This window comes from Aureimonas sp. Leaf427 (assembly GCF_001425485.1).
In the GTDB taxonomy this organism is placed as follows: Bacteria; Pseudomonadota; Alphaproteobacteria; order Rhizobiales; family Rhizobiaceae; genus Plantimonas.
On record NZ_LMQW01000053.1, the window covers coordinates 201,067 to 224,855 of the forward strand.

At 65.7% G+C, this 23,789-nt stretch carries 25 protein-coding genes; 7 read left to right on the forward strand and 18 right to left on the reverse strand.

All coding sequences use genetic code 11. From position 1 onward, the window contains the following. Positions 1-128: 128 nt before the first annotated feature. Positions 129-617, forward strand: a complete 489-nt coding sequence (locus ASG62_RS25055; protein WP_056699311.1) for an RrF2 family transcriptional regulator — start codon at positions 129-131, stop codon at positions 615-617. Here the strand turns inward: ASG62_RS25055 and ASG62_RS25060 are convergent. The 4 genes from ASG62_RS25060 to ASG62_RS25075 all read right to left on the reverse strand — a co-directional run bounded on the left by ASG62_RS25060 (position 601) and on the right by ASG62_RS25075 (position 3,998). Beyond that, positions 601-2,103, reverse strand: a complete 1,503-nt coding sequence (locus tag ASG62_RS25060; protein ID WP_056699308.1) for a mechanosensitive ion channel family protein — start codon at positions 2,101-2,103, stop codon at positions 601-603. The two genes, ASG62_RS25055 and ASG62_RS25060, sit on opposite strands and share 17 nt — an antisense overlap. A 103-nt stretch (positions 2,104-2,206) precedes the next feature. Further along, positions 2,207-2,641 (reverse strand): cupin domain-containing protein, encoded by a 435-nt coding sequence (locus ASG62_RS25065; protein WP_056699304.1) that lies wholly within the window; start codon positions 2,639-2,641, stop codon positions 2,207-2,209. Between the two features lie 53 nt (positions 2,642-2,694). After that, positions 2,695-3,447 (reverse strand): SDR family oxidoreductase, encoded by a 753-nt coding sequence (locus ASG62_RS25070; protein ID WP_056699301.1) that lies wholly within the window; start codon positions 3,445-3,447, stop codon positions 2,695-2,697. Positions 3,448-3,518: 71 nt separating this feature from the next. Next, positions 3,519-3,998: a carboxymuconolactone decarboxylase family protein gene (locus ASG62_RS25075; protein ID WP_056699298.1), complete on the reverse strand. Its 480-nt coding sequence runs from the start codon at positions 3,996-3,998 to the stop codon at positions 3,519-3,521. A 221-nt stretch (positions 3,999-4,219) separates the two neighbouring features. Between ASG62_RS25075 and ASG62_RS25080 the strand changes: the two genes are divergently transcribed. Continuing rightward, a complete protein-coding gene (locus ASG62_RS25080; protein ID WP_056699296.1) occupies positions 4,220-5,137 on the forward strand; it encodes a LysR family transcriptional regulator in 918 nt (305 codons plus the stop codon). A gap of 237 nt (positions 5,138-5,374) precedes the next feature. On the opposite strand, the gene glpK is transcribed toward ASG62_RS25080, so the two are convergent. The 8 genes from glpK to ASG62_RS25120 form a co-directional block, all read right to left on the reverse strand. Beyond that, positions 5,375-6,865, reverse strand: a complete 1,491-nt coding sequence (glpK, locus tag ASG62_RS25085; protein WP_056699294.1) for a glycerol kinase GlpK — start codon at positions 6,863-6,865, stop codon at positions 5,375-5,377. Positions 6,866-6,896: 31 nt separating this feature from the next. Beyond that, entirely contained in the window at positions 6,897-8,411 is a 1,515-nt protein-coding gene (glpD, locus tag ASG62_RS25090; RefSeq protein ID WP_056699292.1) for a glycerol-3-phosphate dehydrogenase, read from the reverse strand. Between the two features lie 214 nt (positions 8,412-8,625). Further along, positions 8,626-9,861 carry an SGNH/GDSL hydrolase family protein gene (locus ASG62_RS25095; RefSeq protein ID WP_244487685.1) on the reverse strand — a complete coding sequence of 412 codons (1,236 nt, stop codon included), beginning with the start codon at positions 9,859-9,861 and terminating at the stop codon, positions 8,626-8,628. Positions 9,862-9,948: 87 nt separating this feature from the next. Beyond that, positions 9,949-10,611 (reverse strand): SGNH/GDSL hydrolase family protein, encoded by a 663-nt coding sequence (locus ASG62_RS25100; RefSeq protein ID WP_056699285.1) that lies wholly within the window; start codon positions 10,609-10,611, stop codon positions 9,949-9,951. Positions 10,612-10,626: 15 nt separating this feature from the next. Continuing rightward, entirely contained in the window at positions 10,627-11,574 is a 948-nt protein-coding gene (locus ASG62_RS25105; RefSeq protein WP_056699283.1) for an ABC transporter permease, read from the reverse strand. Position 11,575: 1 nt separating this feature from the next. After that, the gene (locus ASG62_RS25110; protein ID WP_056699280.1) at positions 11,576-12,520 is read right to left on the reverse strand and encodes an ABC transporter permease; all 945 of its coding nucleotides are present in this window, start codon (positions 12,518-12,520) and stop codon (positions 11,576-11,578) included. 9 nt (positions 12,521-12,529) lie between these two features. Then, complete coding sequence (locus ASG62_RS25115) at positions 12,530-14,041, reverse strand: sugar ABC transporter ATP-binding protein (RefSeq protein WP_056699277.1); 1,512 nt, start codon at positions 14,039-14,041, stop codon at positions 12,530-12,532. A gap of 81 nt (positions 14,042-14,122) precedes the next feature. Beyond that, the gene (locus tag ASG62_RS25120; RefSeq protein WP_056699274.1) at positions 14,123-15,199 is read right to left on the reverse strand and encodes a substrate-binding domain-containing protein; all 1,077 of its coding nucleotides are present in this window, start codon (positions 15,197-15,199) and stop codon (positions 14,123-14,125) included. A gap of 318 nt (positions 15,200-15,517) precedes the next feature. Between ASG62_RS25120 and ASG62_RS25125 the strand changes: the two genes are divergently transcribed. The 3 genes from ASG62_RS25125 to ASG62_RS25135 all read left to right on the forward strand — a co-directional run bounded on the left by ASG62_RS25125 (position 15,518) and on the right by ASG62_RS25135 (position 18,101). Next, positions 15,518-16,165, forward strand: coding sequence for a GDSL-type esterase/lipase family protein (locus tag ASG62_RS25125; RefSeq protein WP_200944770.1), 648 nt, complete (start codon positions 15,518-15,520; stop codon positions 16,163-16,165). A gap of 69 nt (positions 16,166-16,234) precedes the next feature. After that, on the forward strand, positions 16,235-17,293 hold the full coding sequence (locus ASG62_RS25130) for an ROK family transcriptional regulator (protein WP_056699269.1): 1,059 nt from the start codon (positions 16,235-16,237) through the stop codon (positions 17,291-17,293). 7 nt (positions 17,294-17,300) lie between these two features. Further along, a complete protein-coding gene (locus ASG62_RS25135; RefSeq protein ID WP_056699266.1) occupies positions 17,301-18,101 on the forward strand; it encodes an SDR family NAD(P)-dependent oxidoreductase in 801 nt (266 codons plus the stop codon). Positions 18,102-18,218: 117 nt separating this feature from the next. On the opposite strand, the gene ASG62_RS25140 is transcribed toward ASG62_RS25135, so the two are convergent. The 6 genes from ASG62_RS25140 to ASG62_RS25165 form a co-directional block, all read right to left on the reverse strand. After that, positions 18,219-18,857 (reverse strand): glutathione S-transferase family protein, encoded by a 639-nt coding sequence (locus ASG62_RS25140; protein ID WP_056699263.1) that lies wholly within the window; start codon positions 18,855-18,857, stop codon positions 18,219-18,221. Further along, positions 18,854-19,396 carry a cupin domain-containing protein gene (locus tag ASG62_RS25145; protein WP_056699260.1) on the reverse strand — a complete coding sequence of 181 codons (543 nt, stop codon included), beginning with the start codon at positions 19,394-19,396 and terminating at the stop codon, positions 18,854-18,856. The genes ASG62_RS25140 and ASG62_RS25145 overlap by 4 nt, the downstream gene beginning before the upstream one ends. Before the next feature lie 11 nt (positions 19,397-19,407). Further along, on the reverse strand, positions 19,408-20,316 hold the full coding sequence (locus ASG62_RS25150) for an alpha/beta fold hydrolase (RefSeq protein ID WP_056699257.1): 909 nt from the start codon (positions 20,314-20,316) through the stop codon (positions 19,408-19,410). Between the two features lie 154 nt (positions 20,317-20,470). After that, entirely contained in the window at positions 20,471-21,202 is a 732-nt protein-coding gene (locus ASG62_RS25155; RefSeq protein WP_056699254.1) for a pirin family protein, read from the reverse strand. A gap of 55 nt (positions 21,203-21,257) precedes the next feature. Then, positions 21,258-22,061, reverse strand: a complete 804-nt coding sequence (locus tag ASG62_RS25160; protein WP_056699251.1) for an SDR family NAD(P)-dependent oxidoreductase — start codon at positions 22,059-22,061, stop codon at positions 21,258-21,260. A 124-nt stretch (positions 22,062-22,185) separates the two neighbouring features. Next, a complete protein-coding gene (locus tag ASG62_RS25165) occupies positions 22,186-22,779 on the reverse strand; it encodes an isochorismatase family protein (protein ID WP_056699248.1) in 594 nt (197 codons plus the stop codon). Positions 22,780-22,848: 69 nt separating this feature from the next. On the opposite strand from ASG62_RS25165, the gene ASG62_RS25170 reads away from it, so the two are divergent. Next, complete coding sequence (locus tag ASG62_RS25170) at positions 22,849-23,496, forward strand: LysR family transcriptional regulator (RefSeq protein ID WP_348271435.1); 648 nt, start codon at positions 22,849-22,851, stop codon at positions 23,494-23,496. Further along, positions 23,424-23,684 (forward strand): LysR substrate-binding domain-containing protein, encoded by a 261-nt coding sequence (locus tag ASG62_RS28185; RefSeq protein ID WP_348271434.1) that lies wholly within the window; start codon positions 23,424-23,426, stop codon positions 23,682-23,684. Before ASG62_RS25170 ends, ASG62_RS28185 begins: the two co-directional genes overlap by 73 nt. The last annotated feature ends 105 nt before the right edge of the window (positions 23,685-23,789 follow it).

Below are 23,789 nucleotides of genomic sequence, written 5' to 3' on the forward strand. Positions count from 1 at the left end.
CATTCTGATTGTTTCAGGCACGTGACTTCACGCCGAATCTCACGCGGATCAGTGACCACTGCGCACTAGTTTCGGATGCAGAATGTCCTTATATTGTGCTCAGTGATGAGACAGCGTGGTGGCGTTCGATGATCCTCAAGAGCCAGGTCGAGTGGGCCCTGCACTGTTGCGCCATCCTCGCTGCCGTTCCGGAGGGGCGGTACCTGTCGACTAAGGCTCTGGCGGAGCTGCACGGCCTACCGAAGGAGTACCTGTCCAAGGCTCTCCAGAGCCTTTCGCAGGCAGGATTGGTGCTGACGACGCTTGGGCCGACGGGCGGCTATCGCTTAGCGAGGCCACCTTCGGAACTGAACTTTCTGGAAATCGTCGAGGCCGTCGAAGGCAAGTCGCGGACCTTCGTCTGCAACAACATCCGGGCCGCCAATCCTTGCCGTCCGGCCGGTCATTGCGACGACAAGCCATGCTCGATCGCCAAGGTGATGTGGGAGGCGGACGAAGCGTGGCGGGCGAAGCTGCGCAGCGTACGCCTGTCCGACATGGTGGAGACGCTGGCTTTGGACGTGCCGCCCGCGATCTGGCAGGGAACCTACGATTGGGTGGTCAAGCGGGCGGGCTGACCCGGGCCGCGTCCTTTCGCACGAGTGCCTTGATCGTCCTCATCAGAGTCGGGATCTTCCGACGTCGATCCTCTGATTGTTCTTCGAAAGCATGCGAGGGCATGCGGTCTGCCAATTCTCGTGCGAGATCCTCCGCCAGACCCGGACGTTCGGCCAGGAGTTCGGCGATGATCCCTTCTGGAATGGCGTAGACGGTGACAGGGGAGAGTGCCTCCATCCGGCAAAGTTCCACGGAGCCGGCGAGGAGACCCAGCTCGCCGAAGGCGTCGCCGGGTGAGAGGAACCTGACCGTCTGGCCACCCTGGAATATCTGAATCGTTCCCTCCCGGACGATCATCAGGCAGTCGAGGATCGCACCTTCCTCGGCCACGACATCGCCTGCCGCGTAGGTGCGGGTCGAGGCAGCATCGGCGAGGCGTCGCTTCTCTTCCGGTTCGAGGCGCGAGAGGATCGGGACGGCGTCGATGAGCCTAAGCGCCGTGACGGGCGGCGGGGCGGCGGTTTCCTCCGTTGGAAGATCGGCGGTGATGATCCCTGCCGTCGGCGGAAGGGCAATGAGAAGACCCGCAGACTTGCAGTGCCGATAGACCCGGTCGACGACCTCATTGCGGGCCGGCGTCCGGTGGGAGGGGCTGCGCACGGTGAACTGAAGCTCGACCTCCAGGGCAGTCGCATCCAGCTTGCGCACGGCCACCGCCGGCGGTGGATCACGCAGGATCGTGTTGCAGCTCGCGAGTGCGGATCGAAGAACCTCGACGATTATGGAGGGCATCCTGGTCGGTGCGATGCGCAGCGTCATCACGAGGACATGCGCTTCAGCCGGTCGGTTGACATTCGTCAGCGCGAGCTTGGCCAGTATGCTGTTCGGCAGGACCACGATGTTGCAGGTAGAGGTCAGGAGATGCGTCGAGCGCCAATTGCTCTCGACCACGCGTCCCTCCGTGCCGTCGCCGAGAAGGATCCAGTCGCCGATGGCATAGGGTCGACCGATCGACAAGGCGATGCCGGAGAAGACGTCACCGAGCGTATTCTGGAGCGCAAGGCCAAGGATGATGGCGACGACGCCGGATGTGGCAACGAGCGTGCCGATCGGAACGGCAAAGACGAAGGCCAGCATGGCGGCCGCCGTGCCGAGATAGACGACACCGACGACGAGATCCTGCAACAGCCGGGCTTGGCGCGGATGTCCTTCGACGACGAGGTAGATCCGCACGAAGCCGATGAGAGCCCAGGCGAGATGCAGCCACCAAAGGAGCTTGGCGGCAGTGAGCGCTACGCTCTGCCAGCCGATCTCACCGTCGACGGTCCCGCGAGGCAGAATGTCGTGTCGCAGAAGGAGCCCGGTCATCGCGAGGAAGAAGGCGATCTGGATCACAAGCCGTGAGGTGGCCCGCTCGGCGGGAATCAGATGCCAAACGAGGATGCCGATAAGGCCGACGGCGTTCAGCGCGACGATGCCGGACAGGAGGGTGGTGCTGAAGGCCATCGGAACCATTCACGCTTGAAGAGGAACGGCGACCGCGGCTTGCGGCGTCCAGAAGGGCGGAGCGGCCATGCTGGTTAGCGCCAGCACCGCCGCTCCGTCGGCATCAGGGCTTCATGGGACGGACGAGGGTCGTCTCGCTGGTGTCGACCACGAACACGGCGAGCAGACGGGCCGGCTCGGTCTGGCTGTCGTTGTCGCTCACCGCATGATGGTCGCCGGGATATTCCGAGAAGCTCTCTCCGGCCCGGTAGACCGTGACGGGCCCGTCATTGACCTGGTTGCGCACCGCGCCCTCAAGGACGGTGGCGTAAATGAAGGCGGAGTCCGGATGGGTGTGCGCCTCCGAGTTGCCACCGGGGCCGTACTCGACGAGCACACCCTTCAGGCTTTTGCCCGGAACGTTCGGAAGCTCGTGCTCATAGACGACGGTGACCTTGGACGCCTTGCCTGTGTCGTGCGCTTCCGCCTCGATCGGGGTGGCAAGGAGCGCCGACAGTGCGGCGAGACCCGACAGGGCGGCGAGAGATGATCTGATCATGGAAACCTCACGGGTGATGAAGGAGTTGACGGTCGTGGTGGACGGTGCCGCCGTCAGCGGCGGACGGCGATCTTGAACCAGTCCTCGAAGGTGATCCGACCGAGCCGGGGATCGTCGTTCGAGACGAGCGACAGATCGTCGAGGCGAGCGCCGAAGTACTTGGCTTCGGGATCGGCCGTGACGGTACGCTCGTCGCTGATGGCCGTGAGGTATCGTGCGACCAGGTCGCTGAGGCGCGAGCGCTCCGGGCCGGCGATCTCAATTGTTCCGTTCGCCGGAGGAGCAAGAGCGACCTCCGCCATGACGTCGGCGACGTCATCGGATGCGATCGGCTGCACGAAGGCGGGCGACAAATGGACGGTCGTGCCGACCGTGCCGGACTGCACGATCCCGCCGAGGAACTCCATGAACTGCGTGGAGTGGACGATGGTGTAGGGAATGCCGCTTTCCTTGATCAGCCGTTCCTGGAGGAGCTTGCCGCGGAAGTAGCCGCTCTCCTGAAGCCGCTCCGTGCCGACGACGGACAGCGCGACGTGATGCTTCACGCCGGCCACGGCCTCGGCGGCCAAGAGGTTGCGGCCGGACGTTCCGAAGAAGTCGAGGACGTCCTGGTCCGCGAAGGAGGGCGAGTTGGCGAGGTCGATCACGACCTGCGCGCCTTCCAAAGCCTCCGCCAAGCCCTTTCCGGTGATGGTGTCGACTCCCGTGTTTGGCGAGGCCGCTACGACCTCGTGTCCCTGGGCGCTGAGGCGTGTCACGGTCTTTGAGCCGATGAGGCCGGTGCCGCCGATGATGACGATCTTCATACGTCTTCTCCGTTCGCAGCCGCCAGCGCGACCACGTTCCAGTTGTCGGGATGAGTGAGTTTGGCGCCGGCTTAGTTCAGGCCGGCCTTATCGAGGCCGTAGGCCTTGTCGGCGGAGCCGGGCACGCTCTTGAAGGCAATGCCAACGCGGTTCCAGCCGTTGATCGCCATGATCGAAAAGGTGAGGTCCGAGAGTTCCTTCTCGGAGAACTGACCGCGAACCCACTCGTAGAGTTCGTCGGGAACGCCACCTTCGGGCAGCTCCGTCAAAGCCTCCGTCCAGGCAAGAGCAGCGCGCTCGCGGGGCGCGAAGAGCGTCGACTCCCGCCAGATGGCGACATGGTGGAGGCGCAAGGGACGCTCGCCGTGGATCGTCGCTTCCTTCACATGCATGTCGACGCAGAAGGCGCATCCGTTGAGCTGCGAAGCGCGGATCTGCACGAGATCGTGGATCGAAGGTTCGATGACGCTCTTCGTCAGCGCGAGGCTGAACTCCATGAAGGCCTTGAAGAGGTCGGGGGATTGCTGGGCGTAGTTGATGCGAGGGCTCATCGGGCGTCTCCAATCAAGGATATTAGACATCCTTATGGACATAGATGATCCTTAATTCTCCGTCTGTAAAGCGTTCTCGATCCGGCGTTTAGGGCGCGGACGCCTGAGAAGCAGATGGTCCATCTGCTTAAGCGGTTGCCCGGGAACGGCTTTCTGCCCCTGCGTGCGCCGCAGCGCGTGGGATGGCATAAGGCTTATGTCTTCCGGTATGAGGCGCCCGAATGGATCTGATATCGACACTGCGCGCGTTCCTTCGGGTTGCCGAGACCGGATCCTTCTCGGCGGCAGCCAGTGACCTGTGCGTGACCCAGCCTGCCGTCTCGCGTCAAATTGCGGCTCTGGAGGCGCATTACGCGACGCGTCTTCTACACCGCACCACCAGCGGGCTCTCGCTGACGGCCGAGGGCGAACGGATGATCCCGAATGCTCTTCGCGTGCTGGAAGCCGTCGACGAGTTGGGCGATGCCGTCGGCGAGGTGGGCGGAACGACAACGGGGTTGGTTCGGATCAGCTTGCCTGCGCCGCTCGGCCTTGCCCTCAGCGATCGGATGGGTGAGTTCCTTCAGGCGCACCCAGGCCTCGTCGTCGAGCTGCGTCTGAACGAGACCGCGTCCGACTTGATTGAGGCGGGTCTTGATCTTGAGGTGCGTCTCGGGCCGGTGATGGAAAGCAGCTTGATCTGCCGTCGCATTGGCTGGACGACGGCCTATCTCGTGGCGGCACCGGCCTATTTGGAGCGACGAACCGGACCTCGGCATCCGCAGGATGTCACTGACCACGATTGCATCTGCTACAGCCGCGCCGGCAGTGGCCGGGTGTGGTCCTTCTCCGACGGCTCACGCGATCTCACTGTTCCCGTCGCTCCACGGCTGGTGGCTGACAGCGCCGTTGCGGTCCATCGTGCAACCGTCGCGGGGATGGGTCTTGCTGTCCTCTCGCACATCTTGGCCCTTCCCGACATGGCCGCCGGACGCCTCGTTCCGCTCATGCCGGAGTTCCCGCCGACCCGGCTGCCGATCAACGTCGTCTATCCCTCACGGCGCAACCTGCCGCTGAGGGTGAGGACGGCGCTGGAGTTACTGATCGACCTCGTGCGAGCAGATCCGGCAATGCGATTGTCGGCAGGCGAAACGTCGTAGCATGTTCTGAGGTGCCTTTGTGAATGGCTGTTTTCAGGGCGCGGTAAATCTCTGCGTACGTCACTGTTGGGTCGGAAGCTGCCTGTCCTCTTTGGGCGTCCGCTTCCTTCCGCATGAATGGCTCGACCGGGTGGGTTCCGGTCGGTCAGCTTAGGGTTTGGGATTGAGAGAAGCGGACCTTCCCGAACTCAAGTTCCAAACTTTTCGAGCGCTCGCAAAGGTGTGGCAGTCTTCCCTTCAGCCATCAGTCAACGTCCTTCCAACGGCGTCACGCCAGCGACTGACCCGATCTAGCCGCCCCGTCAGCTCCATGGAGGGCTCAAACCTCGTATCGACCCGCCATCGCTCGCTAAATTCCCGGGGACCGGGCCAGACACCCGCGTGGTAGCCGGCCAGCCATGCCGCGCCCAAAGCTGTCGTCTCCATGACGACGGGACGCTCGACCGTGACGTCGAGGAGGTCCGCCAGCCTCTGCATAGTCCAGTCGCTCGCGACCATGCCGCCGTCCACCCTCAGGCTCCGCGGCGCGCCGGACGGCCAGTCCTTGGCGATCGCGTCAATCAGGTCGACCGTTTGGTAGCAGACCGACTCTAGGGCGGCCCGGGCGATTTCGCGGGCCGTGGTCCCCCGCGTGATCCCGTAGATCGCCCCACGCGCGTCAGGATCCCACCAAGGTGCGCCCAGCCCGGTGAAGGCGGGTACGAAGTAGACCTCCTGATCCTGGTTGGCCGCCGCGGCGAGCGTCCCCGACTGTTCGGCGCGGTCGATGATGCCGAGGCCGTCCCGAAGCCACTGCACGACGGCGCCCGCGACGAAGATCGAGCCTTCGAGAGCGTAGGTGGGCCGGCCGTCGATCTGGTAGGCGATCGTCGTCAGGAGACGGTTCCCCGACGCGACGAACCTGTCGCCCGTGTTCACCACCGCGAAGCAGCCCGTCCCGTAGGTCGACTTGACCATCCCAGGCTCAAAACAGGCTTGTCCCACGGTCGCCGCCTGCTGGTCGCCCGCCATGCCCCGGATCGCGATGGACGCGCCTAACAGGGACGGCTCCGTCGTGCCGAAGTCGGCCGCGCTGTCCCGCACCTCCGGCAGCAGGGAGACCGGGATCCCGAAGAGACGGAGGAGGTCGTCGTCCCACGAGCCGCGGCGGATGTCGTAGAGGAGCGTGCGGGCCGCGTTGGTCGCGTCGGTCGCGTGCACCTTGCCGCCCGTGAAGCGCCAAAGGAGGAAGGTGTCGATCGTCCCGAAGGCGAGCGTCCCCGCTTCGGCACGTTCCCGTGCCCCTTCGACGTTGTCGAGGATCCAGGCGATCTTGGTGGCGGAGAAGTAGGGGTCCAGCAGGAGCCCGGTCCGATCCGTGACCATGGCCTCAAGGCCGTCGTCCTTCAGCGAGCGGCAGAGATCCGCAGTCCGACGGTCCTGCCAGACAATGGCGGGATGGATCGCGCTTCCGCTCTCGCGGTCCCAGATGACGGTGGTCTCGCGCTGGTTGGTAATCCCGATGGCGGCGACGTTGGCGGCGGACAGGCCCGACGTCGCGATGGCGTAGCGCGCCGCCTCGACGACCGTGCGCCAGATCTCCTCCGGGTCGTGCTCGACCCAGCCCGACCGCGGGAATGCCTGCGCGAACTCCTGTTGCCCGATCCCGACGATGCCGTAGGATCCGTCGAACACGACCGCCCGAGACGACGTGGTTCCTTGGTCGATGGCCATGACGTAGGACGACACGGAACGTTTCCTTTCGGGATCAGGATCAGGATCAGGATCGGGAAGGGGCGGGGACGGCCCCGAGATGGGCGGTGATGAAGTCGTCGACGGCCGCGACGGCGCTTGCGGGAAGCTTCAAACCCATCTTCGTGCGTCGCCACAGGACGTCGTCCGCGCTGCGCGCCCACTCTTGGTCGGCGAGGTAACGGACCTCGGCCTCGGTGAGGCCGTTGCCGAAGTCCCGGCCAAGGTCCTGGTCGCTCGACGCTGTGCCGAGGATCGCCCTCGCCCGCGTCCCGTAGAGGCGCACCAGCCGGCGGGCCGCGGGATCGGCCAGGAACGGGTATTCCGAGAGGACCGCCCGTACCACGTCGCCGAACCCGTCGGGCGCGAAGTCGCCGCCCGGAAGGCTCGCTGTCGCCGTCCATCGGGGACCGCGCGCCCCGAGCGCCGCCTCGACCTTCTCCATGACGCTCTCGGCGAGGCGGCGGTATGTCGTGATCTTGCCGCCGAAGATGTTGAGCACCTTCGGCTCACTGGCGCCGCCGTCCACCTTGAGGACGTAGTCGCGCGTGGCCTCCTGCGCGCTCGACGCTCCGTCGTCGAAGAGCGGCCTTACGCCCGAGTAGGTCCAGACGACATCGTCCCGGCGGATCGGGCGCTCGAAGTACTCGTCGGCGGCCGAGAGCAGGTAGTCGATCTCCGCGTCCGTGATCCTGACGGAGCCGGGATCGCCCTTGTAGTCGCGGTCGGTGGTGCCTACGAGGGTGAAGTCGCCCTCGTAGGGGATCGCGAAGATGATCCGCCCGTCGGCGTTCTGGAAGATGTAGCAGCGGTCGTGGTCGAAGAGCTTGCGCACGACGATGTGCGAGCCCTGGACCAGCCTCACGTTCCGCGCATCGTTGCGGTCCAACGGGCCGCGGATGACCTCGTCCACCCATGGCCCTGCGGCGTTTACGACCATGCGCGCGCACATCTCCTCGGTGCCTGCCTCGCCCTTCATAGTCGCTACCCAGATCTCGCCATCGCGACGCAGGGAGGTGACGACCGTCCGGGTGCGGATTTCAGCGCCGCGGTCGGCGGCGTCGCGGGCGTTGAGGGCGACGAGGCGGGAGTCCATGACCCAGCAGTCTGAGTACTCAAACGCCTTGGAGAACCCGGCCTTCAGTGGCTTGCCGGCCTCGTCGGATCGCAGGTCGAGCGTCCGCGTGGCCGGCAGGAGTTTCCGGCCCCCTAGATGGTCGTAGAGGAAGAGGCCGAGCCGGAGGAGCCAGGCCGGGCGCAGGCCACGGTGGTGCGGCAGCACGAACCGGAGGGGCCAGATGATGTGCGGGGCCATCCGCAGAAGCACCTCGCGCTCCTCGAGAGACTCGCGCACGAGGCGGAACTCACGGTGCTCGAGGTAGCGCAGCCCGCCGTGGATCAGCTTCGTCGACCACGAGGACGTCCCCGAGGCGAGGTCGGACTTCTCGGCCAGCAAGACTTTGAACCCGCGTCCCACAGCGTCCCTAGCGATGCCGCATCCGTTGATGCCCCCGCCTACTACTAGGATGTCGAAGGTTGTCATGTTTGCCTGTTCGTCATGGCACGCCCATCGCACGGATGGTCGCGCGGCGCCGACAAGTGAGCCACACGCTTCCGAAGTAGGCTGCGTTCATTGGATGGGGACGGCTTGCCCATCGATGGGCCCGCGATCCGGCTGTTTGCCGAGCCGGTTCGTAGGAAGGCGAACCGAATGGTCGGCCCACCTTCGATTGCTTCGGAGGCTCGAGTTCGAGGACCTATTTCACGCCAAGGGCCGCGAGGTCGACGGCGTCGGCCATAGCCTTGTAGCCAGCGTCGTTGGGGTGGAGGTGATCGCCCGCATCGTATTCCGCGCGGATGTGCTTGGGATTTGCGGGGTCCCGCAGCGCGGCGTCGAAGTCGATGAAGGCGTCGAACGCCCCACTGCGGATGAAGCTGTTGACCTGCTCGCGCTTCGCTTCCTTCTCCTCGCTATAGTAGCCGAACAGGGGTGTTCCAGCGAACGTGTTCTCGAAGGGAGTCAACGTCGCGCCGACGATCCGCAGACCCTCGTCGTGCGCGCGGGCGATCAACTGCTTGTAGCCCGTGATGATCTCGTCGGCGCTCGGTGCCTTCTCGGTCTTGGGTACGAGCAGTGTGTCCTCCCACCCGATGTCGTTGATGCCCATCATCAGGACGACGGTGTCGACACCGGGCTGGCTGAGGACATCCCTATCAAAACGTGCCAAGGCGTTGTCGCCCAACTGGTCACGCAAGACCCGCGCGCCGGAGATGCCTTGGTTTGATACCGCGACCGGGACACCCTTCTCGTGGAGCCGCTCCGCAAGGAAGTCGGGCCAGCGGTGATTGGCGTCGCGGGTCGATCCATCGCCGTCCGTGATGGAGTCACCGAATAGGACGACGGTTCGGCCGTCCGCCGGCTTGTCGATCAGAATGCCCTCGAGGAAGATGCGGGATGGGAAGGTCTGCGCGGCCTCGAAACTCTCGGCGCTCGTCTGGTTGCTGGACGCGGACAGGTAGGCCGTTTGCCTCGCGTCGTTGTGCCATGTCGTCGTCGGCGAGACGTCGGGTAAGTAGGTCGAGACAGCAAGCGATGCGAGTGCGGGAACGTCGAGGTCGACAGGGTCGCTGACCGCCGGGGCGCCGGGCGGGATCGTGATCGACGGCTTTCCCCCGAAGGTCAGAACTCTGTCCGAGCCGGCGTTGATCGCGGCGCCGCCGGCGGAGATCGCCACGTGCGCGGCGCCGATGTGCAGGGGTTGCGTCCCGTAGAGGTTCGAGAAGCGGACCCGCACCTGACGGCCGCCGAGACTGACGCGCGCCACCTGACGGAGCGTCTGGTCGCGTATCGCTCGGGGGATGCCGACAGGCGGAAAAAAGTTCGGTTCCCAGACCCGTTGCTGGCTTGCGGACCAAGTCGGCAGCCAGCCATCGGCCGCGGCTGGCTGGATCCCGGCGGTTCCAATTGCGAGCACGACCGTGATGGCGGTCATTAGGGTGGATCTCTTGATCCCTACCTGTATGTCTTCTCTCATGGTCGTTCCTCCCGTTGTTGAATCGGTGCGGCAGCCATATGGCTGTCACTTCGTTCCCAGGATTTCCGAAACCTTCGCAGCCAAGGCGCGGCCGAGGGACGTGTTGTTGTCAGCGGTGAAGTGGATTCCGTCGACCCCGGCCGTCGTCACGACGCTGCCGGCCTCGAAGAAGTCAACTTTCATGAAGTTGGCGAGGGCGCGGTACTGGTCGGCGAGCGCCGCGGACTTCTCGTGACCGCCCTCGAACATGCCCTGGAACCAGGGATTCGGCATGGCAGCGAGCGGCGGGGGCGAGACGACGAGAACCTTAGGGGCTGGGTAGACCGTCCCGACGCCGCCCCCGGAGGTCAGCACCTGGATCACCAGCTTCTGCATGCCCATCGCGATCTCGTAGGGCGTGCGGCGGTAGAAGCTCTTGGTGTCGTTCGTGCCGAGCATGATCGTCACGAGGTCGAGCGGGAGGTGGCTGGCCAGCGCTGAGGGAAGATAGGCCGAGCCGTTCAACCTCGGGTCGACGGGATCGTCGATCGACGTGGTGCGGGCGCTCAGGCCTTCCTCGACGATCTCGTAACCCTCGCCGAGCTCGGTCGCCATCACGCCCGTGTAGCGCTCCGCCCAAGGGAATCGCGTGGTCGGAGCCCCTTCGGGCGTCGCGACCCAGCCCCAAGTGAGGGAGTCGCCGAAGCAAAGGATGCGTTTCTTGTCCATGGACGGGTCTCCTGGTCAGTGGGTGCTGTTGCGCACGCCGTAAAAGATGGCGGCGAGGAGGATGATGAGGCCCTGTACGGCGAGCTTGCCGGGCTCCTGAACGCCGAGCGTCGTCAGCACGACGAAGAGGAGGGCGAAGGACAGGACGCCGAAGAACGGGCCCCACACGCCGGCCCCGCGTCCAAAGATCACGCCGCCGAGGATGGTCGCGGCGATCGAGTTCATGACGAGCTCGGGACCGAAGCGCACGCTGCCCACCGCGATCGACGCGGTCTGGACGAGGCCGGCCACGGCCGCGAGGAACCCCGCCATGACGTGCGCGATCACGACCGTGCGCTCGACGGGTACGCCCGCGAAATGCGCCGAGACCGGGTTGCTCCCGATGGAGGCGACGAAGCGGCCGAACACGGTCTTGGCCAAGAGCACGCTCATGCCGAGGGAAAGGGCGAACCAGAAGACGAGTGGAGCCGGAACGCCGAGGACGCGGGCATTGTAAACGTTGCGGAACACCATGGGCACGTTGCCCGGCGGCTTGCCGTTGGCGAGGTACTCGACGAACCCCATGAGGATGATGCTGACCGCGAGCGTGACGATCACCGCGGAGGCCCGGCGCTTGCCGATAAGGAGGCCGTTGACCGTGCCGACGAGGAGGCCGACGCCGAGGCAGAGGGCGACGAGCAGCAGCGGGTGCCATGCTCCGAAGAAGCCCGAGGAGATGAGGTAGTTGACGAGGAGGATCACGCCGCCGGCGGAGAGGTCGATCGACCGCGTCGAGATGACGAGGAGTTGCCCGAGGACGACGATGCCGAGTGGGGCGACCTGCTTGGCGAAGGTGGCGAGGATGTTCGGGTTCATCATCGCCGGCTTCAGGAGCCAGAGGGTGACGAGGAGCACCGCGAAGACGACGTAGGAGGGCGGGATCCGCGTCAGGGCGCGAAGCGAGGGACGGGCGAGGGTGGCCATGTCAGAGCCCGATGGACTTGCGAGGCTGGATGGAGATGACGGCAAGGAGGATCAGTCCCTTCACTGCGGTCTGGACGAAGGCCGAGAGGTTGAGGAGGTTCATGCCGTTCGCCAGCAGGGCCAGGAGGACGGTGCCGATCACGGTGCCCTGGAGGCTGCCGACGCCGCCGGCGAGTTGCGTGCCGCCGAGCGCGACGGCCGTGATCGAGTCGACGGCGTATTGCGTGCCGATGTTCGGATCGCCCGACGCGATGCGTCCCGCGAGGAAGAGGCCGGCCAGTGCGGCGAAGACCGAGCAGGCGACGAAGGCGAGCACCGTGTTGCGTCGGTCGGGGATGCCGAAGGAGTGCGCCGTGTCGCCGCCTCCGATGGCAAAGAGGTGCAGGCCGAAGCGAGACCCGTGGATGAGCTTCCAGCCCAGCGCGATCGCCAGCACGACCCAGAACACGGGCATGGGCAGCCCGAGGAACTCGCCCCGGACGAGCGTCGTCACGATCTCCGGGATCGTGCCCCCGGCGACGGGCCGGATGAACAGCGTGACGCCCTGGATGATGCCCGTCATCGAGAGCGTCGCGATGATCGGGTGGACGTTCAGGCGCACCACGGTCACGCCGTTGACGAGGCCAACGAGGACGGCTGCGGCAAGCGCCCCGGGGATGGTCGCCCAGGGCGAGGCGTCGAGCGACACGATGGCGGTGGTCAAGCTGACCATCGCCCCGACGGAGAGGTCGAGGCCTCTCACCAGCACGACCAACATCTGGCCGATGGAGACGAGGAGGAGGGCCGCCGCCTGGGCCGCCAGGTTGAAGAGGTTCTGCGGCGACAGGAAGTCGTCGGCCGTGGCGGCCAGCCCGACGATCCCGACGAGGCCCACCGCGAGGGGCAGGATCCAGAGGCCGTGGCGCGAGTAGCGCGTGGAGAGGCCGTCGGTGAGAGTGGCGAACATGGTCTCCCCCTAGCGTTCGGCGCGATGGAGCGCGGCTTCGAGAATGGCGTGCTCGGTCGCCCCTGCCGCCGGCATCTCGCCGACGATCGTCCGGTCGTGGACGACGTAGATCCGGTCGCAGAGTCCGATGAGCTCCAGGGTCTCGCGCGAGAGCACCAGCGCGGCGCCACCCCGGTTCGCGAAGTCGCGGATCAGGCGGTACATCTCCGCCTTCGCCCCGACATCGACGCCGCGGGTCGGCTCCTCGACGAGCAGGATGTCGGACCCGAGCGCGAGATAGCGGCCGAAGAGCGCTTTCTGCTGGTTTCCGCCGGACAGTGAGCCGACCGCGGATTCCGGTGACGCGACCTTGATGGCCATCGAGCGGATCGTCTCGGCCACCGTATCCCGGTAGCCCTTTGCGACGCTCGACGCCGACCGGCGGCCGTGGAGTCCGATGGCGACGTTGTGGGCGACGGACAGGTCGAGGAATAGGCCTTCGTCCTTGCGGTCTTCCGGCACGAAGCCGACCCCGAGCGACTGCAACTGGCGCACACCCGAGTTCTTGGAGACGGGTAGGTCGATCCGTTGCCCCTTCACCTCGACGGCGCCGGCGAACGGATGGTGCTGGCCGATGATCGACCGGATCAGCTCGCGCTGGCCTTGCCCTTCCAAGCCTGCCAGCGCGACGATCTCGCCGCGGTGGAGCTTGAGGTGGACAGGTTCGGAGCTCTCCGTCAGGCGGACGCCGTCCAATGAGAGAACGACCTGTGAATCCTGGCGTTCGGCCCGCGGCGGGAAGAGCTCGGACAGCTCCCGCCCGACCATCAACGCGATCAACTGCTTCGGCGTGACCGAGGCGAGCGGCACGGTCGACACGTTGCGGCCGTCCTTGAGGACGGAGACCGTGTCGCAGACTCGGAAGATCTCCTCCATGCGGTGCGAGATGTAGACGATGCCCTTGCCGGCGGCCTTCAGGGCGAGGATGTGGCGGTTGAGGATCTCGACGTCGGCGGCGTTCAGGGCGGCCGTCGGCTCGTCGAGGATCACGACGTCGGCGTCGGCGGTGATCCCGCGGCCGATCTCTACGAACTGGCGCTCGGCGATCGACAGGCTGCCGACCAGACGCTTCGGATCGAGGTCCAGGTCGAGCTGGCGGAGCGTCTCGCGGGCCTTGCGCTCCATGGTGGCCTTGTCGACGCCGCCGAGGCGCTTGCGCGGTTCGCGTCCGAGGAAAAGGTTCTCGGCGATGGTCAGGTTCGGCAGGAGCGACAGCTCCTGGAAAACGGTCGAGATCCCTGCATCGAGGGCCTCGCGCGGTGATCCGAAGCGGACAGCGGCTCCCTTCAGATGGATCTCGCCTGCGGTCGGCGTGGTGACGCCAGCGAGGATCTTCATGAGAGTCGACTTGCCCGCGCCGTTCTCGCCCATGAGGGCGTGGACCGTGCCGGGCCTCAGCTCGAAGGAGACGTCCCGCAGCGCATTGATGCTTCCGTAGGACTTCGAGATCGCCGTCATCGAGACGAGGGGAGCTGCTGTCATGGTCGCGCTCGCGGCTGTCGGGCAGTTGGCGGGAGGGCGGGCGATGCCCGCTCCCTTCGTCCCGACCCGGGAAGAAACGGGTCAGTTGTTGCCGTAGAAGGACTTCAGCTCTTCCTCGCTGAGGCTCGAGGGGAACCACGTGTTGGCCGACAGGTCGGAGCGGTACGCCGCCTTGGCCTTCTCGATGTCCCAGCCGGCCGGCTCGTAGACGTAGCGCTTGTGAAGCGGCTTGCCCTCGAGGAGCGCCACGGCGGCGCGCACGCCCGCGGCGCCCTGCTCGGGACCGTACTCCGGAGCGATGGAGTCGATGCCCGACTCGATCCACTGGCCGAAGAAGCCGTTGTTGCCTTCACCCGTGATCGGCGGGATCTTCGCGCCGTACTGGGTGAATACGTCCATGCAGGCGCGGCTCATGTCGGCGCCGGACGACCAGATGCCGTCGACCTCGGGGTTGTTGAGGTAGAAGGCCTCGCAGACCTGCTTGCCCGTGTCGTACTGCCACTTGCCCGCGTCCTCGGCGATGATCTTGATGTCCGTGCCCTTGAGCGCCTCGACGAGCCCGGCGTAGCGGTTGATGTCCTCGGGGTGCGCCGGGTATCCGCGCAGCACCCAGATGTTGCCCTTGCCGCCGAGCTTCTGGACGAGGAAGTCGCCCATCACCTTGCCGAAATGCTTGCCGCCGCCCTGGATGTCGACGGTGTACTTGTCGGTCTCGGTGAGGCCCGTGTGGACGATGACCGGGATGCCGGCCGCCACGGCCTTGGCGATGCCCGCGTCCGCCGAGGTCGGGGTGACGGGCGTCACGATGATCGCGTCGACCTTCTGCGCGATCAGGTCCTCGATGTCAGCAACCTGCTTGGACTGGCTGAGGTTGGCGTCGAGGAGGATGAACTGGCCGACGTTCGAGTTCTTCTTGGCCGCGGACTCGGCCTCATGGGCCATCTGGACGGTCCAGGTGTTGGCGTTCACCCCGAAGTGGCTCATGCCGATCTTCCAGGGGCCGGCCTTCTTGAAGGTGTCCGCGGCGACCATCTGATCGTCGCCCGGGCGCGCCGTCACGCCGTTCATGAGGTTGACCTCCTGGGCCGTGGCCGCGCCAACGACCGCTGTCGTGGCGAGCAGAAGGCCGAGGCCGAGGTTCATCAGTGTTCTGCGCATAGCTGTCCTCCCGACGGCGCCGCGATCGGTGCCGATGCCAAAAAACTCGGTTCGAAGCGGTGCGGGTGCATTCGGACGCGTCCCCGCGGCCCTGCTCCGGCAGGCTCGATGTTTGATGCTGTTGATGTGGAAGACGCCCTCCAGCGTCTCCGAAGTCCCATGTCGGTTGCTTCCGACTTGGCGTGAAACTGCCCGCGAAGAAAAAGCTTGTCAACACTTATTCAGAGTGAATGAATGTGTCTGAGCTTGCGGCATCTCGTGGGGCGATCCAGAACCTGACGCACCCGGGCCCGGTCGGCTCACCCACCAACGAGGCCAGTGATGAGGTCGGTACTCTGCTTCGGCGACTCCAACACGCATGCCCAGATCCCCGGTGCCGGCCCGCTCGAACGCTACGCACGGGAGGCAAGGTGGCCTGGCGTGCTCCAACGCGAGCTCGGCCCGGACTGGTACGTCATCGAGGAGGGCCTGAGCGGACGGACGACCGTGCACGACGACCCGATCGAGGGTGCCCACAAGAACGGCCGGACATACCTGAAGCCCTGCTTGCAGAGCCACGCCACGCTCGACCTCGTCATCCTCATGCTTGGGACCAACGACCTGAAGGTTCGCTTCAACAAGCCGCCGTCGGAGGTCGCCATGGGGATCGGCTGCCTCGTCTACGACATCAGGGAACTGGCGCCGGGCCCCGGCGGTACGGCGCCGGAGATCATGATCGTAGCGCCGCCTCCCATGCTCGACGACATCCGGGAGTGGCAGCCGATCTTCGACGGCGCTCAGGAGAAGTCGCACCACCTCGCGCTTCAGTTCGAGATCATGGCGGACTCGCTCGGCGTCCACTTCTTCGACGCCGGGTCGGTCTGCGAATGTGATCCCGGAGACGGCTTCCACATCGGCGTCGAGGCACATGAAGCCCTGGGCCTTGCGCTCGCCGATGAGGTCAAGGCGATCGGCTGGATCGAATGACACCACTTACGATGCCCATCGGCCACGTGCCCTACTTTTTGCAACCGACGAGGTCCGACCGTGCCTGACATGAGGTTCGCTCCCCCCAACCCGCTGCGCATTGCCGATCGCGCCAGCGGCCTGAACGCGCCGAGCGTGCGGAGCTACAACGAGCGGCTCGTCCTGTCCCTGTTGCTCCAGAACGAAAGCACAACCCGTCTCGAGATCGGCCAGAAGACGGGTCTTTCCGCCCAGACGATCTCGGTGATCGTACGCTCGCTTGAGCAGGAAAGTCTCGTCGCGAAGGGTGAGGCGCAGCGGGGGCGAATGGGACCGCCGACGATCCCGATGATCCTCAACCCCGAAGGGGCTTTCTCAGTGGGTGTCAGCTTCGGGACGCGCGGCGCGGATGTGGTCGTGATCGACTTCGTCGGCAACATCCGCTTCCACAAGGCACACCGCTACGAGGACATCGAAGGGGAGCACGACACCCCATTGAAGGCGCCTATCGACGAGGCGATCCGCTCCGTCGATCACGCCATGCGCGGCCGCATCGCCGGCATCGGACTCGCGGTGCCCGACGAATCGCTCGTCGGACCTGGGATCCGCAAGACTCTCGGGCACGATTTGGCGGACGCGCAGGCCGGCCTGGAGATCGCACTCGGGCTTCCGGTGTTCATGCAGAACGACGTGACGGCCGCAGCCGGCGGGGAGAGCCTGTTCGGTGTCGCACGCCAACTCTCCGACTTCGTTTTCTTCTACCTTGGCTCCCGTCTCCAGTGCCGGCTAGTCCTCAACCACCAGATCCACAACGGTAGTGTCGCCCCGGATGCCGTCGGTGGGCTTCTGGACCTCGCCGATGCAATGAAGAGACCAAACTCGCCGTCCAACGATGAAGCCGCCATGAGTGCGTGGCGCGCTCGCTGTCGCGACCGGATCGTCGACTCCGTCTCAGCGCTTCTTGGCTTCGTTGGCGTGCAGTCCCTGGTGCTATCGACGAATGCTCCGGCAGGAACGGCGGACCCTCTCCTGCGCGAAATCACCGCCGCCCTTTCCCACATGACGGTCCTGCCGGGAAAGATCTCGACGGCGCCGAAGGCCTGGGGAGCGGCCAGCTTGCCCTACCATTCCCGCTTCATGGTCCAGTGAGGTCGGGATGGAGAAGCTTGCGATCGTCACTGGCGGCAACACCGGGATAGGGCGGACACTGGTCCGAGCTTTCGCCGCGGGCGGATACGCGACCGCCTTCTCATGGCGCTCCAACCCGGAGATGGCGAACAGTCTCGTGGCCGAGATCGAGTCTCTCGGTGGGCGGGCAAAGGCGGTCGCCTCCGACGTCGGCGACCAGTCGGAGGTCGCCGTGTTTCTCGATGGCGTCGTTTCATGGTTCGGCGGCGCTCCCGACGTCCTCGTCAACAACGCTGGGATCCAGACCTGGGCACCGCTCCTCGAACTGGACGAGGCGGACTGGGACGGTGTCATTCGGACCAACCTCAAGGGCACCTTCCTGAACACAAAGCATGCGGCCAAGCTGATGATCGGGGACCGCAAGCGTGGTTCCATCATCAACATCGGCTCCGGCTGCAACAAACTCGCGTTTGCCAACCTCGTCGATTACACCGCCTCGAAAGGCGGCATCGAGCAGTTCACCAAGTCCGCGGCCGTTGAGCTTGGGCCGTACGGGATCCGGGTGAACTGCATAGCCCCCGGAGCGATCGTGAACGAGCGCACCCTGGCCGAGGCTCCCGACTATGCCGAAAGCTGGTCGAGGATCACGCCGCTCCGACGCATAGGGACGGCCGACGACATCGCGGGACCCGTTCTCTTCCTCGCAAGCGAAGCCGCCTCGTTCGTCACTGGCCAGACCCTATGGGTAGACGGCGGGGTGTTCTCACAGGCGAACTGGCCGCAGGAGTCGATGCCTGCAACGCCACTCTCGGTTGCTAGCCGGGAGTGAGAGGGCTTCACTGGCCAGTAGGCCAGCGGCCCAGCTTGGTCTCGAACACTTTTCCGGATCCGGTTCGCCGCTTCGCCTTCCTCTGGCGTGCAGGTTTGGCTGCTTGCGCGCTCCTCTTCAGGTCTCGTCCCACAATTCCATCACCTTCGCGACGGCCGGTCGTGTCTTCATGCGGTCGAGATGGGCCTGGAGGTTGATCGGCAGGGTGATCTTCTGCTGCGGCGCCCAGCGCTCGGCGTAGAACAGCGCCGCGTCTGCGATCGTGAACGTGTCGCCGACGGCGTAGGGGTGACGGGACAGAAGCGGATCGAGGATCGCGAACCCCGCCTCAACCATCTCCTTGCCCTGCCGCTTGACCGAGCCGGCGCCGAGACCGACCGTCTGGTGGACGACATCCTGCGGCTCGAAGCGCGTCGGCATGAACATCCGGGCAAAGCCCTGGCCGTGGATGGTACCCTCGACGTAGGCCAGCATCTCGACCGCGCGGGCTTCGCCTTCGGGATCGTCCGGCAGCAGACCCTTCTCGGGGTTCGTACGGGCGAGCCATGTCGCGATGGCACTGAACTCGGTGAGGACCGAGCCGTCGTCTCGCACGAGCGTCGGGACCTTGCCCTTCGGGTTGATGCCCGTGAACGGGGGCTTTCGCGACGCGCCGCCCGCAACGTCGAGCTTCTCCGTCGCGTAGGGCTTCCCTATCTCCTCGAGCAGGACATGGATGCCGATCGCGCAGGTGTGAGGACCCCAGTAGAGCTTCATGTCAGGATCTCCGTCCGGTACTTGGTGGCGAGGTTCTTGGCGATCTCCATGCGGGACTGGCGCTCCTCGCGGCTCGGTGCGGGCGCCGCGGCCGTGCGGCCCTCGACGGGGATGCCCGTCGCCATAAAGAACTCCTCCTGCCCCGGCGGCGTGCACATGCACAGGAGACGTGCGGGCTCCTTGGAGGCGTTGACGAAGCTGTGCGGTGCGTTGGCCGGAACGTTCACGGTCGTGCCCGCGCCCGCCACCGTCTTCTCGCCGCGGAATGTCAGTTCGATCTCGCCCTCGAGCACGGTGAACATCTCCTCGAAGTCGTGACGGTGCGGCGGAGGTCCGCCGCCCGGGGGGACGTGCATGTCGATGAGGGAATAGCGTCCGGCGGTGTCCTGGCCCGTCAGAAGGATCGTGTAGGTGTTGCCTGCGACCCCGACGTTTCGGAGCTTCGGGTCGTCGGGCTGCGCGACCACCAGCTTGCGTCCGGGATCGTCGGCTGGAATGGCGGAGCCGGGTTGGGTCGGTGCGTGTGCAACGTCGGTCATGGCGTTCTCCTTCAGCGTCGGCTCAGCGCGAGCACGTGCTCCGCGACGGCGTCCGGGCATTCCTCGGGCAGGAAGTGCCCTCCGTCTGCGATCACATGCGCCTCAACGTTCTCCGCCACCTGCTGGACCATCTCGCCCTGCTTGGAGCCGAAGTTCATCGCGCTGCCGATCGCGACGACGGGAACCTTAACCTTGTGTTTCCGGAGCGGTTCGGTCTGGTCGATGCTGGTGAAGGCGGCGCGGTAGATGCCCATGGCACCCAGGACGCCGTCCCGGCCCGAGAAAGTTCTCAGGTACTCGTCCACGGTGTCGGGCCCGATCGCGTCGCGCTGGACCATGAAGCCGTCGTAGAACCAAGTGAGGAATTCGCGCTCGCGCCCGACCACGAGCGTCTCGGGCACGCCGGGAGCCAGAGGCAAGATCCACCACCACATGGAGCCGTCCGACATGGCCTCGCGGTCGTACCGGATGATGGCCTGCAAGTCCTCGGACAGCATCACCGGAGCCTCGACATAGACAAGTCCGGCGACCTCCTTCGGATGGTCCGCTGCCCAGATGAGGGCGGGCAGCGCCCCCATGTCGTGGCCGGCGAGGACGATCGGCTGCCCCTTGCCGAAACCGATCTCCGCCACGAGCGCACGGCACTCCTCGGCAAGCGCTCGGGCGTCGTAGCCCTCCGTTCCCGCAGGCTTGTCGCTATCGCCGTAGCCGCGCATGTCGGGGACGAGCACCGTGAGGCCAGCGGCTGCCAGCTTGGGCGCCACCTCCCGCCATGCGTAGCCCGTCGACAGGAAGCCGTGCCAGAGGATGACGGGGCGCCCGTCGGGGTTTCCGCCGATCCAGTAGTGAAGCCGGATGCCGTTCACGGAGACCGTCTCGCTCCGGAAGCCTTCGATCGTCGCCGCGGGGCGCATCAACATGCTGTCTCCGATCCAGTCGTTGGCCGTCCAGAAGGGCTGAACAGGTCCTCATTCATCTGGCACCCTGTCACGGGCGTCGGCACGGGAGCGTTCGACGTACAACTCGACGACGAGACGGTCGATCCAACGCTGTCGAGGGCGGGCTTCCCAGTGGTCAGCGACCACTGATCGTACCCGACTGCGAGGCGGTGGCCTTGCGGTCGACGAGGAACAGGACGAGCGTGGCATCGGCGGTGGCGCGCACTTTGGGAAGCGGCGTGTCGAGGTCGCTCGCCGCGTCGCCCTTCGAAAGCGTCTCGCCGCCGATCTTGACCGCGCCGTCCATGACGTAGAGCCAAGGTGACAAGCCGTCCGCCGAGGGCACGTCGATCTCGGCGCTTGCCGCGATCGCCACGTCGTAGACCTTGACCGAGTTGCGGATGGTGAGTGGAGCGTCGCTGCCCTCCGGACCAGCGATCATGCCCCATTCGCCTTTCGGGACGCCCTTTGGCCGATCGAGGAAGTGGACCGCTGCGGGAAGGTCCGCCTCCCGGGGACGCACGAAGATCTGGAGCATCTCGACGGGTTCGTCGGGCGTCCGCTCCTCGTGCCAAAAGCTCGCCCCTGCGTTCATCATCATCAGCTTCTGCGCTGAGATCGGGATCTTGTGGCCGGCCCGGTCCTCATGGAGCATCGTGCCGTGCCAGAGGTAGCTGAGGATCTCGTCATTGACGTGCTCGTGCATCTTGACGACAGTTCCGACGCCGAGGTTGGCATGGTCGATGACACTAAGCGGACCGAAGGCCGGCCCGGCGTCGGGCCCGACGATCGCGCCGGGACGCACGCGTCGGATCTTGAAGGATCCCTGGCCATGAGGCGTGTTCTGGGAAGCGCGCAGGATTTGCATGGGGCGACCTTCTCGTTCGTTTCATGGGTCGACAGGTGGATAGGGAACGCCGGATCTAGCGGGCGAGGTCCCCGCCATCGACGGGAATAACTGTGCCGGTGACGAAGCCCGCGAAGTCGGAGGCTGCGAACAGAACGACGCGGGCGATGTCGTCGGGGAGTCCCAAGCGGCCGAGCGGCAGGGACTGGCCGTAGCGGACCAGGGCCTCGTTCACCGCGGCGCCCTCAGCCCGCTTGGCCTCCACACCCGGCGTCTCGGTCAGCGTCGGCGCCACGCCGACGGCGCGGATGCCCTTGGCGCCCAGTTCGACGGCGAGGCTCTTGGTCAGTCCAGCGACGGCGTGCTTCGAGGCGACGTAATGGGCGGGGTTCGCGCCGTTGCTGGAGTTGAAGGCGGCGGTCGAGACGATGTTGACGATCACGCCCTTGTTCGCCTGCATCCGGAGCGCAGCCTCGCGGGCGCCGAAGAAGGTGCCGCGCAAGTTGAGGTCCATGACTCTGTCCCATTCCGCGTCCGTGATCTCGAGGACGGGGCGGGACGGGTAGATCCCGGCATTGTTGACCCAGATGTCGAGGCGCCCGGTCTCGGACATCGCCAGGTCGGCAAGGGCCGTGACGGAGGCGTGGTCGTTCACGTCGAGCGACGATCCGACGTGTGCGGCAGCGCCGGGCAGCGTCGAGGCCGTCGCGGACGCCATCTCGGCGTTGAGGTCGCCGATAACGACGGTCGCTCCCGCCTCCGCGAGACGGGTGGCGATCGCCTTGCCGATGCCCGTTGCACCGCCGGTCACGACCGCGGTGCGGCCAGCGAGCGAGATGAGGTCGGCGAGCGAGCGTCCGGTGAGATCGGGGTAGGCCATGGCGGATGTCCTGGTTGGCAGCCACGGAATAGTCGTCCGGGCCGACGTCGCGTTCGATGCGGGATGGTGTGTAGCCCGGTGGGCACCGGGGCAACCGCCGACAGAGACGGGTGCTTGCGGAGGCTCAGGAGGCGATCGGGGGCAACACGTCTTCGAAGAGCAACTGGATCAGTTGCCCGCCTTCCGGGGAACTCCAGTCCTGCGCGAGCTCGGCGATGACGGTGTTGGTCGCGGTGAGGACGACGCCAGCGTTCTCCATCCGGCGCCGCGACATGTCCTCGGACAGCTCGAAGGGCGAGCCGGACGCGTCCATGACAGCTTGTACCTCGAAGCCCTCGCCGACGGCGTCGATCGCCGTGAAGACGAGGCAGACGTCTGTTGTCACGCCCGCCATGATCAGGTTCTTGCGTCCGGTCGCCTCGACGGCGGCCTTGAAGGCAGGATCGTTCCAGGCGTTGACAATTCCCGCGCGCTTGACCCGGGCCGCGAAGGCCTCGGGTAGGATCTCCTCCAGCTCAGGCAGCAGCGGACCCTGCGCCCGATCCTCCTGGCTCGACGTGAGGACCGTCGGGATGCCGAGGATGCGGGCGGCCTTGGCCAGCGCAAGCGCCATCCGCTTGGCACTGTCGGCTTCGATGTTCTTGATGAGCTGCATCGTGCCGACCTGATGGTCGATCAGCAGGAGGGCGGTGTTCTGTGGCGTAAACAATTTGGCCATCGTACGTCCTCTTTTTGGAACGAGCTTCGATGGCAATGAAGGTAATTGCCGGAGGAGCGGGCGAAAGGCTTGAAACATGATGCGGCCCCGTTCCACAAATGGAACATGATCGGCTTCAGCGACTTCGACGGCCTCGTCATCTTCACCCGGATCGCGCAAGCCGGAAGCCTTGCGGCTGCGGAACGTGCGACGGGCATCCCGAAAGCGACCCTCTCACGGCGCCTTGCGGCCCTGGAACAGTCGCTCGACGTCCGCCTCGTGCGCCGTACGAAGACGGGTGTGGTGCTGACGGAGGAAGGCCGAAGACTTTTCGAACGAGGCCTTCCTGCGGTCGGGTTGGCGGAACTCGCCGTTGCGGAGGTTCGGCACGACGGCACGGCGCTGTCCGGCAACGTTCGCCTGTCGCTGCCACCCGATATTGCCGTCGCGGCCCTCGCGCCCGCCCTGATCCGCTTCAAGCGCCGTCACCCGGATGTGAACGTCGAGATGACCCTGGCCGACCGGCGGGTGTCGTTGGTCGAGGAGGGCTACGACCTCGTGGTGCGGATGGGACCGTTGACGGACTCCGACCTGATGTCACGGCGGATCGCGTCACTTCCGCGTACGCTGTCGCGAGTCCGGCGTTCGTCGATGCCCATCCCAAGATGCTCGAGCCCTCGGAGCTTGCGACGCTTCCCGCGCTCGCGATCACCCGCGACGCCAGTCCCTGGGAACTGACAGGGCGCGACAGAAAAACGGCTTTGGTCCGTCCCCGCGTCGGGTTCGCCGCCAACCGCCAGACGATCCTCGTCGACGCCGCGATCGCCAACCTCGGCATCGCCAACCTTCCGACGTTCCTCGTCCAGGACGCGTTGCTGACGGGAAGGCTAGGCCGGATCGACATTCAGGATTCCCAATCGGGTTGATCGCTGATTCATAGGGTTCCGTGTTGCGACACGGAGCTTTGGATGGCGACCAAGCGGTATGAGATCAGCGGGGAACAGTGGGCGAAGATCGCCCTGCTGGTGCCC